Source organism: Gryllotalpicola reticulitermitis (assembly GCF_042651345.1).
GTDB lineage: Bacteria > Actinomycetota > Actinomycetes > Actinomycetales > Microbacteriaceae > Gryllotalpicola > Gryllotalpicola reticulitermitis.
Map to the genome: position 1 here is coordinate 648,419 of NZ_JBHSCN010000002.1, position 15,563 is coordinate 663,981.

The window sequence follows — 15,563 nt, forward strand, 5'->3', positions numbered from 1 at the left end:
CGGCTTCAGATCTCTTCAATCGAAGAGGACTCGAAGCGGGCGGAGATGTTGATGCCGAGCTCTTCCGCAGCGCGGAAGGCCTCGTCGTCGGTGTCGCGCAGGCTGACCGCGGTGCCGTCTGCCGAGAGCACCTCGACGTTCAGGCAGAGCGACTGCATCTCCTTGATGAGGACCTTGAAGGATTCCGGAATGCCCGGCTCCTGGATGTTCTCGCCCTTGACGATCGCCTCGTACACCTTGACGCGGCCGAGGATGTCGTCGGACTTGATCGTGAGCAGCTCCTGCAGGGCGTAGGCGGCACCGTATGCCTCGAGCGCCCACACCTCCATCTCACCGAAGCGCTGGCCACCGAACTGCGCCTTACCACCCAGCGGCTGCTGCGTGATCATCGAGTACGGACCGGTCGAACGGGCGTGGATCTTGTCGTCGACCAGGTGGTGCAGCTTGAGGATGTACATGTAGCCGACCGAGACCGGGGCCGGGAACGGCTCGCCGGAGCGGCCGTCGAACAGCGTGGTCTTGCCGGAGGAGCCGATCAGGCGGTCGCCGTCGCGGGTGACGAGGGTCGAGTCGAGCAGACCCTGGATCTCGTCTTCCGAAGCGCCGTCGAACACCGGGGTGGCGAGCTTCGTGTTCGGAGCGACATCACGCGCCTCGGCGGGCAGGTGCTTCGCCCACTCGGGGTCGCCCTCGATCTTCCAACCGGTCTTCGCAACCCAGCCGAGGTGCGTCTCGAGCACCTGGCCGAAGTTCATGCGACCGGGGATGCCGAGCGGGTTGAGCACGACGTCGACCGGGGTGCCGTCGGCGAGGAACGGCATGTCCTCGACGGGCAGGATCGTCGAGATGACGCCCTTGTTGCCGTGGCGGCCGGCGAGCTTGTCACCCGCGGTGATCTTGCGCTTCTGGGCGATGTAGACGACCACGCGCTGGTTGACGCCCGAGCCGAGCTCGTCGTCGCCGTCCTGCGAGTCGAACACCTTGACGCCGATGATGGTGCCCTCTTCACCGTGAGGAACCTTGAGCGACGTGTCACGCACCTCGCGGCTCTTCTCGTTGAAGATCGCGCGCAGCAGGCGCTCTTCCGCCGACAGCTCGGTCTCGCCCTTCGGCGTGACCTTGCCGACGAGGATGTCGCCGGGGCGCACCTCTGCACCGATGCGGACAATGCCGCGCTCGTCGAGGTCGGCCAGCAGGTCCTGGCTGACGTTCGGCAGGTCGCGGGTGATCTCTTCCTTACCGAGCTTCGTGTCGCGGGCGTCGACCTCGTACTCCTCGATGTGGATCGACGACAGCGTGTCGTCCTTCACGAGGTTCTGGCTGAGGATGATCGCGTCCTCGTAGTTGTAGCCCTCCCACGGCATGAACGCGACCAGCAGGTTCTTGCCGAGCGCGAGCTCGCCGTTCTCGGTCGCAGGGCCGTCGGCGATGACCTCGCCGACCTCGATGCGATCGCCGGCGTTCACGATGACGCGGTGGTTGTAGCTGGTGCCCTGGTTCGAGCGGTCGAACTTGCGCAGGTAGTAGTCCTGCGTGCCGCCCTCGTCGAGCTGGATGGTCACGACGTCGGCCGAGACCTCGGCGACGACACCGGCCTTCTCGGCGACGACCACGTCACCGGCGTCGATGGCTGCGAAGCCCTCCATACCGGTGCCGACCACCGGGCTCTCGCTGCGCAGCAGCGGAACCGCCTGGCGCTGCATGTTCGCACCCATCAGGGCGCGGTTGGCGGCGTCGTGCTCGAGGAACGGGATGAGGGAGGTCGCGACCGACACCATCTGGCGCGGCGAGACATCCATGTAGCCGACCTGCTCGACGGGGACGAGGTCGACCTCGCCGCCCTTCTCACGGGCGAGCACGCGCTCGTCGGCGAAGTGGCTGTCATCGGTCAGCGGCGCGTTGGCCTGCGCGATGATGAACTCGTCTTCCTCAGCGGCCGTGAGGTAGTCGATCTGGTCGGTGACCTTGCCATCGACGACCTTGCGGTACGGCGTCTCGATGAAACCGAACGAGTTGATGCGGGCGAACGACGCGAGCGAGCCGATCAGACCGATGTTCGGGCCTTCAGGCGTCTCGATCGGGCACATGCGGCCGTAGTGCGAGGGGTGCACGTCGCGGACCTCGACGCCGGCGCGCTCACGAGACAGACCACCCGGGCCGAGCGCCGACAGGCGACGCTTGTGGGTGAGACCCGCGAGCGGGTTGTTCTGGTCCATGAACTGCGAGAGCTGCGAGGTTCCGAAGAACTCCTTGATCGCGGCGACGACGGGTCGCACGTTGATCAGCGTCTGCGGCGTGATGGCCTCGATGTCCTGCGTGGTCATGCGCTCGCGAACGACGCGCTCCATACGGGACAGACCGGTGCGCACCTGGTTCTGGATCAGCTCGCCGACCGCACGGATGCGGCGGTTGCCGAAGTGGTCGATGTCGTCGACGTCGAGGCGGATGGTGACGGGCTTGCCGTCACGGATGCCGTCAAGCTCGGTCACACCGCTGTGCAGCGCGACGAGGTACTTGATGGTCGTGACGACGTCTTCGACAGTGAGCACCGAGTCGGTCAGCGGCTTGTCAAGACCGAGCTTGCGGTTGATCTTGTACCGGCCGACCTTCGCCAGGTCGTAGCGCTTCGGGTTGAAGTAGAAGTTGTCGAGCAGAGCACGGGCGGCCTCTGCGGCGACCTGCTCGCCCGGACGGAGCTTCCGGTAGATGTCCTTGAGCGCCTCTTCCTTCGTGAGGATGGCGTCCTTGTCGAGGGTCGCCGAGATCGAGTCGAAGCCCTTGAACTCTTCGAGGATCTCTTCGCTGGTCATGCCCAGCGCCTTGAGGAAGACCGTGACCGACTGCTTGCGCTTGCGGTCGATGCGAACGCCGACCTGGTCGCGCTTGTCGATCTCGAACTCGAGCCATGCACCGCGGCTCGGGATGATGCGAGCGCTGTAGATGTCCTTGTCGGAGGTCTTCTCGGGCGTGCGCTCGAAGTACACGCCAGGGGAACGGACCAGCTGCGAGACGACGACGCGCTCGGTGCCGTTGATGATGAAGGTGCCCTTGTCGGTCATGAGCGGGAAGTCGCCCATGAAGACCGTCTGGGTCTTGATCTCACCGGTCTGGTGGTTCATGAACTCGGCCTCGACGTAGAGCGGGGCCGAATACGTCTTGCCCTTCTCCTTGCACTCGTCGATCGAGTACTTCCGCTCCTCGAGGAACGGGTTGGTGAAGGAGAGCTGCATGGTCTCGCCCAGGTCTTCGATCGGCGAGATCTCCTCGAAGATCTCGTCGAGGCCGGTGCGAGTGGGCAGATCCTGGCGACCCTGCGCGAGGCCCTCGGCCACGCGCGCCTTCCATGCGTCGTTTCCGACCAGCCAGTCGAAGCTCTCGGTCTGGAGAGCTAGGAGGTCGGGAACGGTCAGGGTGTCAGTGATCTTGGCGAACGAAAGACGAGAGTGGCCTCGTCCGTTCTTCGGGTTGGTGGTCGATGCGTTGCGAGCAGCAGCCAAGGAAATAACCTCCGAAGGCCCATCGCGACTTGGGCCTCAGTTACTAACGGTCTGGACGAGGACTCCCGCGTGTGCCGTGCTCTATCTGACGAATCACCGGTGTACGGTGGTACCGCCCGGAGCACGCGTGTTTTGGTAAACACAGCCGACCGCAATATGAAGGCATGCGTAAGGGGAGCGCAAAGGTCAAGTATATGGCCTGAACGAGCGCGATGTCCAGCGCGATTCTTGACTCTCTTTGCCTCGGCGGGTATAAGCCCGTTCGGCGGTGGATTATTCCCGCACGGTCAGCGGCCCGGCTTCACCTGGAAGATCGAGCGCGCGGGCGGCGGCGAGGGGGTCGCCGTGGCGTCCGTCACGACCAGGCCACCTCGTGCGAACTCCTCGAATTCCTCGTCGAACACCGCGAGCGCCGGGTGCGGGCCGGCGGCCATCAGGCGCGGCAGCCACTGCGTCGGGAGCGGTGCGGGCGACCCGACGAGCACTAAGTTCCCGAAACGGCGCCCCTTGAGCACCTGCGCCTCGGCGAGCACGGCCGTGTGCGGCAGCACCTGCGCGAGAGTCGCAGCCTGCGACCGGGCGAAGCGCAGCGGCGGCCCGTCGGCGATGTTCACGAGCATGACGCCCGTCGGCGACAGCAGGCGCGCAGCCTCGCCGTAGAACTCCTTGCTCGTCACGTGCGCGGGCGTGCGCGCTCCGCTGAAGATGTCCACGACGACGAGATCGGCGGTGCCGACGAGACCTGACGGCAGCTTGCCGACCACTTCGCGGGCTTCCCCGTAGCGGACGCGGATGTCTGCGCCCCGCGGCAGCGGCAGCGCGCCGCGCACGAGCTCCACGAGCTCCTTCTCGAGCTCGATCACCTGCTGCCGGCTGCCCGGCCGCGTCACTGCGATGTACCGCGGCAGCGTCATGCCGCCGGCGCCCAGATGCACGGCGGTGATCGGCTCGCCCGGCTCGCCGATCAGGTCGATCACGTTGCCCATGCGCTGGATGTACTCGAAGAACAGCTGCTGCGGGTCCTCGAGGTTCACGTGCGACTGAGGCGTGCCGTCGACGACCAGCTCGTACGCCCCCGGAACGAAGCGGTCGGCCTCGATCACGGCGCGGTAGCCCGAGTGCTTCAAGACCACGGAGGGTTCGTCTGTCACAGATCCACGGTAGTCGTTGGCCGGGCCACCGGCCCCGGCGCGCTACTTGCTGAGAGCGAGATCGAGCGGCCGGGTGTCGCCATGGTGCCCGTCACCGCTGCTCGCGTCGGCCGCGCCACGATGCCGATGCAGGTAGCTCGTGCTGTACCGCAGCACGAGCGCGAAGCATCCGCTCGCGATCACTGCGCCGCCGACGAACATCACCGGGTAGCTCACCCACCCGCTCAGCACGCCGAGCAGCGTCGGAATGAAGAAGCCCACGTACGCACCCGCGTAGAGCAGCGCGGTCAGGCCGGCGAGGTCGTCGTCGCGCGCGATGCGCTGCACCTCGAGCATCGTCGACAGCAGCAGCAGGCCGTTCGCGATGCCGAGCACAAGCGCGGCGGCGATCGCGAGAAGCGGAGAGAGAGCGGATGCCGCGACCGCGGCCCCGAGCATGCCGACGACCGTCACCCCCAATGCGATGAGCACCCCGCGTGCCGAGCGATCGCTGTAGAAACGGCGCGCGAGCGGCTGCACGGCGAACGCCGCACCGAGCGTCACGGCGCACAGCAGCCCCGAGAACACAAGCCGGTCGTGGGTCACGCGACCCGTGAGAAGTGCGGGCAGCACGGCGTACGCGCTCGCGGCACTGCCGAAGATCCAGCTCACGGCGGGCAGCACCACGAAGAGGAACCGCCGGTGGCCGGCAGCGGGGACCGCCAGATCGCGAGCGAGTCGCCCCACGGAGGCGCGGCCGCGGCTGCGACGCGTCTCGGGGGCCGCGAAGGCGAGGCATCCGCCCGCAAGGCACAGCGCCGCGGAGATGAGATACGGCAGCGTCTGCGGCAGCGGCGCCCACTGCGCCAGCGGAGCCGCCACCGCCGCCCCGAGCAGGAAGCCCGCGGTGAGCGAGAGCGCGCCGCGTGCCGCGCCTCCGCCCGGCTTCGCCGCGGCGTCGTACGGCGCCTGCGACAACTCCTTCACCCAGCTCGTGCCCACCGCCATGGCAAGGCCGAGAGCCATGCCGGAAAGCACGCGCCCCACTCCGAGCAGCGGCGCGCCGCCGCCCGCGAAGGCCAGCACCAGGCTGCCCGCGGCGCCGATGAACGCGGCCGGCAGCATGACCGGCCGCCGGCCGAAGCGATCGGACAACGGCGCGCCGACGATCATCGCCGGCACGATGCCGAGCACGTACACCGCGAGCAGAACATCGACCGTCACCGGGCTGAGGCCGTCGGCCTCGCGGTACATGCCGAGAAGAGGAGTGAACTCGTTGCCGCCCCATGCGATCGCGAAGACCGCAGCGCACACGTACAGCCACGAACGACGATCTGAGGCGACCCGCCGCTCGCCCGTCACCGGATCAGCACCGCGTGCACATTGGCGAGATGCTCGCCGAGCAGCGCCTCGAAGCGATCGATATCGCGTGCTTCGATCGCGTCGAGCAGCGCGACATGCATCTCGACCACGTCCTCGGCGATCTCGTCTGTCGGAATCGATGAGCGGGCCATGCGAACCTGCCGGTCGTAGAGCGTCGCATAGAACTGGGTCAGCAGCGCGTTGTCGCCCGCGCGGATGATCGACGAGTGGAACGCAGCATCGGCCAGGGCATAGCCGCCCAGGTTCTGATCGGCGATCCGCTCTCTCTGCACCTGGATGTTCGCTCGCAGCTCCGCGACGAGATGCTTCGTGCGCTCGGCCGAGGTCATCGCCTGTCGGGCCGCGTGGGTCTCGAGCACATTGCGCGCGTCGATCACATCGCGCGCCTCGCTGCGCGCGATCGGCGTGATCATCGCACCGCGCTTCGGGTACAGCTTCATGAAGCCCTCCACCTGAAGGCGCAGGAACGCCTCGCGGACGGGCGTTCGGCTGACCCCCAGCAGATCGGCGACATCGCCTTCGCTGATCAGGTCGCCCCCCGCGAGCTCGCCGCTCAGGATGCGAGCTTTGACGTCGTCGTACGCGCGGTCGCCGGCGGGCAGCACAGGAGTTGCAGGCATACGTACATGATAGATACAAGTTGGCGCGGATCTCCAGCTGTACTCATGGCGCTCGCGCGCTGCGCGAGTCGCTGCGCGGATCTCCAGCTGCACTCATGGCGCTCGCGCCTTGCGCGAGCCGCTGCGCGGATCTCCAGCTGTACTCATGGCGCTCGCGCCTTGCGCGAGCCGCTGCGCGGATCTCCAGCTGTACTCATGGCGCTCGCGCCTTGCGCGAGCCGCTGCGCGGATCTCCACCCGCGATCCACCCCAGGGTGGTAGGCCGCGAGCGGCCCGCTCGCGACCATGGTCCTATGACCTCAAACACGCAGTACCTGTTCGACGCGGTGATCGGCATCGCCCTCATCGCCTGGATCTGCTACCGCCAGATGACCTGGCGCGTCGTCGACCCCGCCCGCATGTGGCGCGGGCCCATCATCTTCGCGATCATCGGCGCGGGCATCCTCTTCACCGGCTCCAAGAACATGACGTTCACGCCGCTCGACATCGCGCTCCTCGCGATCGAGCTCGTCATCGCTCTCGGCGCGGGCGCCGGCATGGGCGCGATCGCGCACTTCCGCCGCCTCAGCACCCAGCGCGCCGCGGCGTTCGAGGCGAACCGCCGACCGAGCCGCAACGGCAGCCCGCTCGCGCCCGTCGAATACGAGAGCCGCACCAGCTGGGTCGGTGTCGCCCTGTGGATCATCATGATCGCGGTGCGCGTCGGACTCGAGATTTTCGGCTCGCACCTCGGCGACGCCGTGGGCGCATCGACCGGCGTGATCCTGCTCGTGCTCGCCGCGAACCGCGTCGCTCGCACCGGCGTGCTCGCCTGGCGTCTCGAGCAGCACCGCCAGAACCTCGCCGCCGCCTGACCCGTCACCGTCCACCCGCCGCCGCGCGGCGGCCGACCCCGACCCCGACCCCGACCCCGACCCCGACCCGCCGAGACTCACAGCTCGCACACACGACAAGATTGGCAACGATGAACGGACGCGACCGCCGCATGCTGCCCCTGCTGCTCAACGGCATCGGCATGGCTGTGGTCGCCTACGCGTTCTTCGCCTCGAACTTCCAGCACAGGCATCCGTGGCTTGTCGTCGCCACCTTCGTGGCGCTCACCGCGTGGGGCGTCATCGAAGTGCTCCAGATCCGCATCGGCACCAGCGAGCCCTACCCCACGTGGGTGCGCTGGACGCGCCGCATCGTGGCCTTCGTCGGCGTGACGGTCACGGCGCTCAGCCAGGTTGCGAGCGGCGGGACGCACACCACCGCCCTCGCGATCATCCTCATCATCGTCATCTCCGACGAGCAGGAATCGATCTGGTTCGGTGCCGCGATCTCGGCCCTCGCGTTCGCGCTCACCCCGATCGGGTTCATCATCGCGGGGGCGACCACGCCCACTGCACTCGGCTTCCTCGCCGGCAACGCGGTGTGGGTCCTGATCGGCATCTCGCGCAGGCAGGCGCGGCAGGCGTCACGGCGCAACCGAGAGCTGCTCGAGCAGCAGCAGGCGGCGCACGAGCAGGAGACGCGGAGCACCGCACTCGCAGCGCGGCAGGCGGCGGCCCGCGACATCCACGATGTGCTGGCCCACAGCCTCGGAGGTCTCGTGATCCAGCTCGATGCGGCCGAGGCGCTGCTCGACTCCGGGCGCACGGCCGACGCGACGACGAAGGTCGCGCAAGCACGACAGCTGGCCGCGGAAGGCCTCGCGGATGCGCGGCGCGCCGTCGCGGCGCTGCGCTCCCCCGACGAAACGGATGCCTCGGAGCGGGTTCCCGCCGACCTCGCCGGCGCGGCCGAGCGGCTCTTCCGTGCTCACCGCGAACTGGGCGGCGAGATCGACGCGCACCTCGACCTCGCCTCGGCTCCGTCGCCGCTGCCCTCCCCCGTCGCCACCGCCTTCGAACGCGCCCTGCAGGAAGCGCTCAGCAACGCGCGCCGGCACGCGCCGGGTGCTCCCGTCGCCGCGGAGCTCGTCGCTTCGGGCGGCCAGATCGAACTGACCGTCTCGAACCCCACCCAGCCGGGCCGGCCCCGCAGCGACCTCGGCGGGGGCCACGGCCTCACCGGCATGGCCGAGCGCTTCGCCGCGCTCGACGGCGGGGCGGCCTCCGCCGCCGAGCACGATGGCCGCTTCGTGGTGTCGGCGAGCGCCCCGGTTGCGCAAAGCTAGGCGCATGGCAGACGGCACCTCCGAGAACGCCGAGACGACGCACGGGCGCGCGACCGGCCGCCCGAGCGGACCGTTGCCGATTCGCGTGCTCGTCGCCGACGACCAGGCGATCGTGCGCGATGGGCTCGTCACCGTGCTCGATCTGCTGCCCGACATCGAGGTCGTCGGGCAGGCGGCCGATGGCGCGGAGGCGGTCGCCCTCGCCGGCGAACTCGCGCCCGACGTCGTGCTGATGGACCTGCGCATGCCTGTGCTCGACGGCGCCGCCGCGACCGAACGCGTGCTGGCGAAGCATCCGTCTGCCGCCGTTCTCGTGCTCACGACCTTCGCGGACGACGCGTCGATCCTCTCGGCGCTCAAGGCAGGAGCCCGCGGATACCTGACCAAGGACGCCGGCCGCGCCGAGCTCGCCGCCGCCGTGCGCGCCGTCGCCAGCGGCCAGACGACGCTCGCTCCGGAAGTGGGCGCAAAGCTGATCGGCAGCTTCACCGGCGACGCGACGGCGGAGCCGAGCGAGGTCGGCGAGACGGACGCCCTGCTCACCCGCTTCCCGACGCTCACGCAGCGTGAGGCCGAGGTGCTCGCCGAGATCGCGCGCGGGCGCAGCAACCCCGAGATCGCCCAGGAGCTCTTCGTGAGCGTGGCGACGGTCAAGACGCACGTCAACTCACTGTTCGCGAAGCTCGGCGTGCAGTCGCGCCCGCAGGCGATCGCGCTGGCGGTCGGCCGAGCAGGCTGAGCCGGGGCAGCGCGGGGCGTCTCGGCCAGGCATCCGCTGTTGTGGCCGCCGCGCGGCGGCGTGGCATGCCGCACCGCGGCGCAGCGCGTGGTTAGCCTGCCTGGCGTGAGCAGCATCATCCTCGGCTACGACCCGGAAACCCTTCGCGAACGGGTCGACCTGGTGGAGGTGGGGCACCGGCTCGCCGAGCTCGGCGACCTGCGCAGCCGCGACGCGCTGTGCGAGAAGGCCTGGCTGCTCAAGGTCGGCGGCTCGCTCGACGATGCGATGGACGTCGCCAATGAGGCGTATCGACTCGCGCGGTTCACCGGCGATCGACGCTCGCTGCAGCGTCCGCGGATGATCCGCGCCCAGGTGCTGCAGTACCAGAGCCGCTACGACGAGGCGATCTACGAGCTGACGCGGTGCATCGAAGAAGCGCACACGCACGAGTGGCACGAGCTCGAAGCGTTCGGGCTGCAGCACCGCGGCCGAGTGCTGTTCGACCAGGGGGCCGACGAGGCCGCGGCAGTGGACTTCACCGAGGCGCTGCGCCTGCGCGAGGAGCACCACGCGGCAGCTGACCAGATCGAATCGTCGAAGTTCGCACTCGAGACGGTCAACCGCCGCCGCGAGTCGAATGTCGTACCCCTGTTCTAACCTCGCCGCATGGCTGAACTGTCGCGTGTAAAGGTCTGGGCACACGCTCTCATTGCGATGCATCTCGACCCGGCCGAGTGGTCGTTCGCCTTCGACAACGCGAAGAAGCGCGCGGGCTTATGCGATTACGGCCGCAAGCGGATTTCTGTTTCGCGGTACCTCGCAGCGCGCTGGTCCGACGACGACGTGCACCAGATCCTGCTGCACGAGGTCGCGCACGCCATGGCGGGGTCCGGCGCCGGGCACGGTTCGACGTGGCGCCGCGTCGCGCGCTCGATCGGCTACGTCGGCAAGGCGACCCACTCGGGCGAGACCGCCGTCGAACTCGCACCGTGGGTCGGCACCTGCCCGAACGGGCACCTGCACTACCGTCATCGCCGGCCGACGCGCGCGCTCTCCTGCGCCAAGTGCTCGAAGTCGTTCTCGCGCGCGTTCCTCATCTCATGGGTGCGCCGCGAGATCTCCCCGGCGACCCGCCGCCTCGCCGCGATGGACGGGTCGGCGTGACGAGCTCAGGCCGTCACTCGACGACGCGCACGTCCTTCCAGAACGCCACGTAGTTCGAGAAGTCCTTGCCGACACGGTCGAACGCGGTCGGGTACGGCGTCGGGTAGCTCCACGCGCGGTCGGGGTACGCCTGGCCGTCGACGTTGACGGTGAAGTACTGGCACTCGCCCTTCCAGGGGCACGTGTACGGCGTCGGGCTCGTGGTGAGGAACTGCTGGTCGACCGATGCCGGCGGGAAGTACCAGTTGCCTTCGATGCTGATGAGGTCCCCTTCCGGGGCCTCGGCGATGACGGTGTCTCCGAGTACTGCTCTCATGACGGAGCGAACCGGCCGGGCGCTCGCGCTATTCCGCCCGGAAGACACCGTCGCGCATCACCGGCACAACGGTCGAGACGTCGAGCTGCGCGGCGAGCTTCACGTCGGCGAGCTGGTCGACCGCGGCGAGTTCCCGAGCGCTGACGGATGCCGTGAGCAGGTGCCCGACGGCTCGCCGCAACGCGTCGAAGCCCCCTGCCGCGACCGCCGCCTCGGGCGAGCACGCATCGATGCCGAGCGCGGCCAGCGCTCCGACGACAGCACCAGCGCCGAGCTGGTCTTCGACGGCGGGGCGCAGGGTGTCATCGGCACGGCGTTCGCCCGCCGCCACGACTGCGACGTTGACGCGGTGCCCGATCTGCTGCTGATACGCGAGCACCCAGCGGGCCACCGCCGAGAAGTTCCGCAGGTTCGCGGCGACGACCGGCACACCGAACTCGGCGGCCGCGGCCGTGACCCGCGACCCGTTGAGCGAGTTGACGACCGCTCGGGGCGCCCCGAACTCGGCGACCTTCTCGGCGGTCATGCTCGACGGTGAGAGCGACAACCCCGGCTCGCCGCGACGGGCCGCGAGCTTCGCTCCGACCGACGCAGCGTACTCGGCCGCCGCCGCGCGGTCAGTGGTCGGGAACGGCTCGATCTCGAGCCCGAGCCCGGTCGCGAGCTCGACGGTCGTCGTGAAGGAGATGGTGTCGATCACGATGATGACGCCTGCGCCGTCCGCGATGCTCCGCAGTCCGTCGACACCCCAGTCGAAACGCACCTCGTAGCTCGTCTGGGTCTTCTCGGCCGGCTGCGGTTGGGGCATGCGTTTCAGCCTATTGGCCGCACAATCGGCGCGCGGCACGCAGACTTGAGGCATGACGGATGTCGCACCCACGGCCGTTGAGACCGCGGACTGGCGCCTGCGCACCTTTGCGCTTTATGACGAGGTGCGCACCATGACGGCGCGCAGCGGTGCGGCGGCCGCGCACGCACTCTGGGTCGCCGGCCGCGACGGCATGCTCGCCACGCACCCGGCCTCGGCGATCACGCCCGACGAGCGCGAGACGTTCCGTGGCGTGCCCGTCGCGCGGTACGACCCGGCCTGGCGCTTCGAGGCGACGATCGAGCCGGCGGTCGCGCCGCGGCGGTGGGACGTCGAGACCGGCACGGACGGAGTGGTCCCCTTCGAACTCGTCGGCACGGCATCCGTACCCGATCTCGGCTCGCTCGACGTCTGGCGACTGACGACCTACGGCGGCGGCCTCTTCGTTCCGGTGAAGGACGCGCTCGCGGGCAGATCCGCGGGCACCTACGGCGGCGGCCGATACCTGATCGACACGATCAAGGGAGCGTGGCTCGGCGGCGGCGCGGCCGACGGATCAGCGACGATCGTGCTCGACTTCAACTTCGCGTACAACCCGTCGTGCGCCTACGACGAGGCGTGGGCGTGCCCGCTCGCGCAGGCGGGCAACACGCTGCCCCTCGAGGTTCCGGTCGGCGAGCGGATGCCGTGAGCAGCGCGCAGGGGGCGACCACGGGCGCCCCGCAGTGGCGGAAGCTCGGTCTCAAGGAAGGGTCCCGCGTCGCGATCGTCGACGCGCCGGCGGGCTGGGCTCTCGCGGGAGGTGAGACAGCCCCCGAGGTCGAATACATCGAGTCGGGGGCGGCGGACCTGGTCCTCGGCTTCGCCCGGGATCAGGCATCCGTCATCGAACTGATCGAGACGCAGCGCGAGCGGATCCGGCCGGCGGGCGCCCTGTGGGTCGCGTGGCCGCGCCGGGCCGGAGGGCACGACAGCGACGTGAACGATGAGAGCGTGCGCGCCGTCGCGCTGGCCGTGGGCCTCGTGGACACGAAGGTCGCCGCGCTCGACAACGACTGGTCTGCGCTGAAGCTCGTCTGGCGGCGCGAGAACCGCTGACCGCGGGCGCGACGACCGCCGACCGGCGAACACCCAGCCGCGTGCCCTAGACTGAGTAAGTCGCGAGCGGGTTCTCTGCTCGCGCCGGCGTCGCGATTCGACCCATCGTCTCGGCAGGCGCACCGCGCTGGCATCCGCCCGCGTGCGATCCTCCTTCCCGCGCTGTGTTCTTCACAGGCACGCGCGGCTTCATGCCCCGAAAGGCATACATCCTCATGACTTCATTCGCCGAACTCGGCGTGCCCGCCCCCATCGTCGCCGCACTTGCCGCAGCCGACCGCACGGAGGCGTTCCCCATCCAGGTCGCCACCCTGCCCGACTCGCTGAAGGGCCGCGATGTGCTCGGCCGCGGCAAGACCGGCTCGGGCAAGACCATCGCCTTCGCCGTGCCGCTCGCGGCGCGACTGGGTCAGGCATCCGCTGGTCAGCGCCCCACCCGCGGCCGCCACGCCCGCGGCCTCGTGCTCGCGCCCACGCGCGAACTCGCAACCCAGATCGATCGCACCCTCGCCCCGCTCGCCGAGGCGATGGGGCTGAACACCACCGTCATCTTCGGCGGCGTCAACCAGAAGCGACAGGAAGAGGCGCTGCGCGCCGGCGTCGACATCATCGTCGCGACTCCCGGGCGTCTCGACGACCTGATGAAGCAGGGCGTGCTGTCGCTCGACTCGATCCAGATCACCGTGCTCGATGAGGCCGACCACATGGCCGACCTCGGCTTCCTGCCCGTCGTCACCCGCATCCTCGACAAGACGCCCAAGGTCGGGCAGCGCATGCTGTTCTCGGCCACGCTCGACAACGGTGTGGACCGGCTCGTGAAGCGCTACCTGCGCGACGAGATCCTGCACTCGGTCGACGACGAGACCTCGCACGTCGACGCGATGACCCACCACGTCTTCGCCGTCGAGTCGACCGAGGGCAAGGACTCGCTCGTGCGCATGCTCGCGCGCGGCTCCGGCCGCCGCATCCTGTTCCTGCGCACCAAGCACCAGGCCAAGAAGCTCGCGAAGAAGCTCACCGAGAGCGGCGTCCCGTCCGTCGACCTGCACGGCAACCTTTCGCAGAACGCACGCGACCGCAACCTCGCGGCGTTCCACGGCGGCGAGGTGCGCGTGCTCGTCGCGACCGACGTCGCGGCCCGCGGCGTGCACATCGACGACGTCGAGCTCGTCGTGCATGTCGACCCGCCCACCGAGCACAAGGCGTACCTGCACCGCTCGGGTCGCACCGCGCGTGCCGGCTCGGCCGGCGACGTCGTCACGATCACGCTGCCCGAGCAGCAGCGCGATGTGCGCGACATGCTGCGCAAGGCCGCGATCCGCGTCGACTTCGAACAGGTGACGGATGCCTCGCCGCAGGTGCTCTCGCTCGTCGGCGAGCCCGTCGCTCTCGTGCCGTACGTGAAGCCCGAGGTTCCCGTCCGCGGCCAGTCACAGGGCGGCAGCTCGACCGGTGCGAACGCGCAGCGCAAGCGTGCCCGGCGCGGCGGCGCCGGCAGTGCTGCGCAGCAGGGTGGCCAGAGCCGGGGCGGCAATGCTCGCGGCGGTTCCGCCCGCGGTGGCGACCAGGGCGGTTCCGTTCGCGGCGGTCAGGGTGGCCAGGGTGGTCAGGGTGGCAACTCGCGCGGCGGTCAGAGCGCACGCGCGGGTCAGAGCCGGGGCACCGGTGCGGCGCAGCCGCGTGGTGCCCGCGGTCAGGCATCCGCTCGCCGCAGTGACGGCGCCGCCCGCCCGACGTACTCGACTTCGACGCCCGGATCGTCGCCCGCGCCGCAGCGCGCTCGCACGCCGCGTCGCGCTTCGCGCCCGTAAGGGTCCGGCGCGGCGTTCGGCGGACGACGTCGCAAAGGCCCATGCCGCCGACCTCGCCACGCAGGGCGAGCACGGAGTGAACTACCTCAACCACTGGGTGGACGAGGCGAAAGGGCAGATCTTCTGCCTCGTCGACGCCGCGAACGCCGACGCCGCGAACACTGTGCATCGTGAGGCGCACGGACTCGTCGCGGACGAGATCCACGAGGTGTCGCAGGGCTGACCGGCGAGGGCGCCCGGGCGGCACGCCGCAGCTACCAGAGGCACCCGACCGAGGCGAGCGCCGCGCGCAGCAACGCACCGCGGCCGCCTTCGAGTTCCGAGCAGACAGCGTCGGACGCCGCCTCGGTGGGGGTCAGCCAGGTGAGTTCGAGCGCGTCCTGGCGGGGCTCCGTGGTGCCGGTGACCGGCACGACATAGGCGAGCGAGACGGCATGCTGCCGCTCGTCGATGAATGGCGTCTCCGTCGGTGTCGGGAAGTACTCGGCGACCATGAACGGCACCGGCGACGCGGGCAGCTGCGGGAACGCCATCGGCCCGAGGTCCTTCTCGAGGTGTCGGAACAGGGCATCGCGCAGCGTCTCGCCGTAGAGCACGCGACCCGAGACGATGGTGCGAGTGATCTCGCCGAGAGGCGTGCCGCGCAGCAGCAGGCCGATGTCGATCACGCGCCCGAGGCCATCGACACGCACCGGCACGGCCTCGACGTACAGGATCGGGATCCGATGCCGGATCTGCTCCAGTTCGATGTCGCTCAACCAGGACGGCCCGTACGCCGGCGGCTCCTCATCGTCAGGGCGGCCATCGGGGTACGGGTCCGGGGTGCGCACTGCCATAAGCAGACAATAGGCGTTCCC

General features: G+C 69.4%; 16 protein-coding genes. 9 read left to right on the forward strand and 7 right to left on the reverse strand.

Annotated features, from left to right (window positions below):
* Nucleotides 1-5 precede the first annotated feature (5 nt).
* From rpoB to ACFOYW_RS03645, 4 genes are all read right to left on the reverse strand, one after another.
* Entirely contained in the window at nucleotides 6-3,497 is a 3,492-nt protein-coding gene (gene rpoB / locus ACFOYW_RS03630; RefSeq protein WP_390227282.1) for a DNA-directed RNA polymerase subunit beta, read from the reverse strand.
* Nucleotides 3,498-3,784: 287 nt separating this feature from the next.
* Nucleotides 3,785-4,648, reverse strand: coding sequence for a spermidine synthase (locus ACFOYW_RS03635; protein ID WP_390227283.1), 864 nt, complete (start codon nucleotides 4,646-4,648; stop codon nucleotides 3,785-3,787).
* Nucleotides 4,649-4,690: 42 nt separating this feature from the next.
* Nucleotides 4,691-5,989, reverse strand: a complete 1,299-nt coding sequence (locus ACFOYW_RS03640) for an MFS transporter (protein ID WP_390227285.1) — start codon at nucleotides 5,987-5,989, stop codon at nucleotides 4,691-4,693.
* The gene (locus tag ACFOYW_RS03645; protein ID WP_390227286.1) at nucleotides 5,986-6,630 is read right to left on the reverse strand and encodes a GntR family transcriptional regulator; all 645 of its coding nucleotides are present in this window, start codon (nucleotides 6,628-6,630) and stop codon (nucleotides 5,986-5,988) included. Before ACFOYW_RS03645 ends, ACFOYW_RS03640 begins: the two co-directional genes overlap by 4 nt.
* Before the next feature lie 293 nt (nucleotides 6,631-6,923).
* Between ACFOYW_RS03645 and ACFOYW_RS03650 the strand changes: the two genes are divergently transcribed.
* The 5 genes from ACFOYW_RS03650 to ACFOYW_RS03670 all read left to right on the forward strand — a co-directional run bounded on the left by ACFOYW_RS03650 (nucleotide 6,924) and on the right by ACFOYW_RS03670 (nucleotide 10,673).
* A complete protein-coding gene (locus ACFOYW_RS03650) occupies nucleotides 6,924-7,484 on the forward strand; it encodes a hypothetical protein (protein WP_390227287.1) in 561 nt (186 codons plus the stop codon).
* A gap of 110 nt (nucleotides 7,485-7,594) precedes the next feature.
* Nucleotides 7,595-8,788: a sensor histidine kinase gene (locus ACFOYW_RS03655; protein ID WP_390227288.1), complete on the forward strand. Its 1,194-nt coding sequence runs from the start codon at nucleotides 7,595-7,597 to the stop codon at nucleotides 8,786-8,788.
* A 4-nt stretch (nucleotides 8,789-8,792) separates the two neighbouring features.
* Nucleotides 8,793-9,527: a response regulator transcription factor gene (locus ACFOYW_RS03660; RefSeq protein ID WP_390227289.1), complete on the forward strand. Its 735-nt coding sequence runs from the start codon at nucleotides 8,793-8,795 to the stop codon at nucleotides 9,525-9,527.
* A 105-nt stretch (nucleotides 9,528-9,632) separates the two neighbouring features.
* Nucleotides 9,633-10,166, forward strand: coding sequence for a hypothetical protein (locus ACFOYW_RS03665; protein ID WP_390227290.1), 534 nt, complete (start codon nucleotides 9,633-9,635; stop codon nucleotides 10,164-10,166).
* Between the two features lie 9 nt (nucleotides 10,167-10,175).
* Nucleotides 10,176-10,673, forward strand: a complete 498-nt coding sequence (locus ACFOYW_RS03670; RefSeq protein ID WP_390227291.1) for a SprT-like domain-containing protein — start codon at nucleotides 10,176-10,178, stop codon at nucleotides 10,671-10,673.
* A 13-nt stretch (nucleotides 10,674-10,686) separates the two neighbouring features.
* Here the strand turns inward: ACFOYW_RS03670 and ACFOYW_RS03675 are convergent, their stop codons facing one another.
* On the reverse strand, nucleotides 10,687-10,989 hold the full coding sequence (locus tag ACFOYW_RS03675) for a DUF427 domain-containing protein (RefSeq protein ID WP_390227292.1): 303 nt from the start codon (nucleotides 10,987-10,989) through the stop codon (nucleotides 10,687-10,689).
* A 28-nt stretch (nucleotides 10,990-11,017) separates the two neighbouring features.
* Nucleotides 11,018-11,797 carry a 2-phosphosulfolactate phosphatase gene (locus ACFOYW_RS03680; protein ID WP_390227293.1) on the reverse strand — a complete coding sequence of 260 codons (780 nt, stop codon included), beginning with the start codon at nucleotides 11,795-11,797 and terminating at the stop codon, nucleotides 11,018-11,020.
* A 52-nt stretch (nucleotides 11,798-11,849) separates the two neighbouring features.
* Here ACFOYW_RS03680 and ACFOYW_RS03685 point away from each other — a divergent pair, with 52 nt between their 5' ends.
* The 4 genes from ACFOYW_RS03685 to ACFOYW_RS03700 all read left to right on the forward strand — a co-directional run bounded on the left by ACFOYW_RS03685 (nucleotide 11,850) and on the right by ACFOYW_RS03700 (nucleotide 14,929).
* On the forward strand, nucleotides 11,850-12,488 hold the full coding sequence (locus ACFOYW_RS03685) for a DUF1684 domain-containing protein (protein WP_390227294.1): 639 nt from the start codon (nucleotides 11,850-11,852) through the stop codon (nucleotides 12,486-12,488).
* On the forward strand, nucleotides 12,485-12,895 hold the full coding sequence (locus ACFOYW_RS03690) for a DUF3052 family protein (protein ID WP_390227295.1): 411 nt from the start codon (nucleotides 12,485-12,487) through the stop codon (nucleotides 12,893-12,895). Before ACFOYW_RS03685 ends, ACFOYW_RS03690 begins: the two co-directional genes overlap by 4 nt.
* Nucleotides 12,896-13,110: 215 nt before the next feature.
* Nucleotides 13,111-14,706 (forward strand): DEAD/DEAH box helicase, encoded by a 1,596-nt coding sequence (locus ACFOYW_RS03695; protein ID WP_390227296.1) that lies wholly within the window; start codon nucleotides 13,111-13,113, stop codon nucleotides 14,704-14,706.
* A complete protein-coding gene (locus ACFOYW_RS03700) occupies nucleotides 14,609-14,929 on the forward strand; it encodes a nickel-binding protein (RefSeq protein ID WP_390227297.1) in 321 nt (106 codons plus the stop codon). The genes ACFOYW_RS03695 and ACFOYW_RS03700 overlap by 98 nt, the downstream gene beginning before the upstream one ends.
* 31 nt (nucleotides 14,930-14,960) lie before the next feature.
* Here the strand turns inward: ACFOYW_RS03700 and ACFOYW_RS03705 are convergent, their stop codons facing one another.
* On the reverse strand, nucleotides 14,961-15,542 hold the full coding sequence (locus ACFOYW_RS03705) for an NUDIX hydrolase family protein (RefSeq protein WP_390227298.1): 582 nt from the start codon (nucleotides 15,540-15,542) through the stop codon (nucleotides 14,961-14,963).
* Nucleotides 15,543-15,563 lie beyond the last annotated feature (21 nt).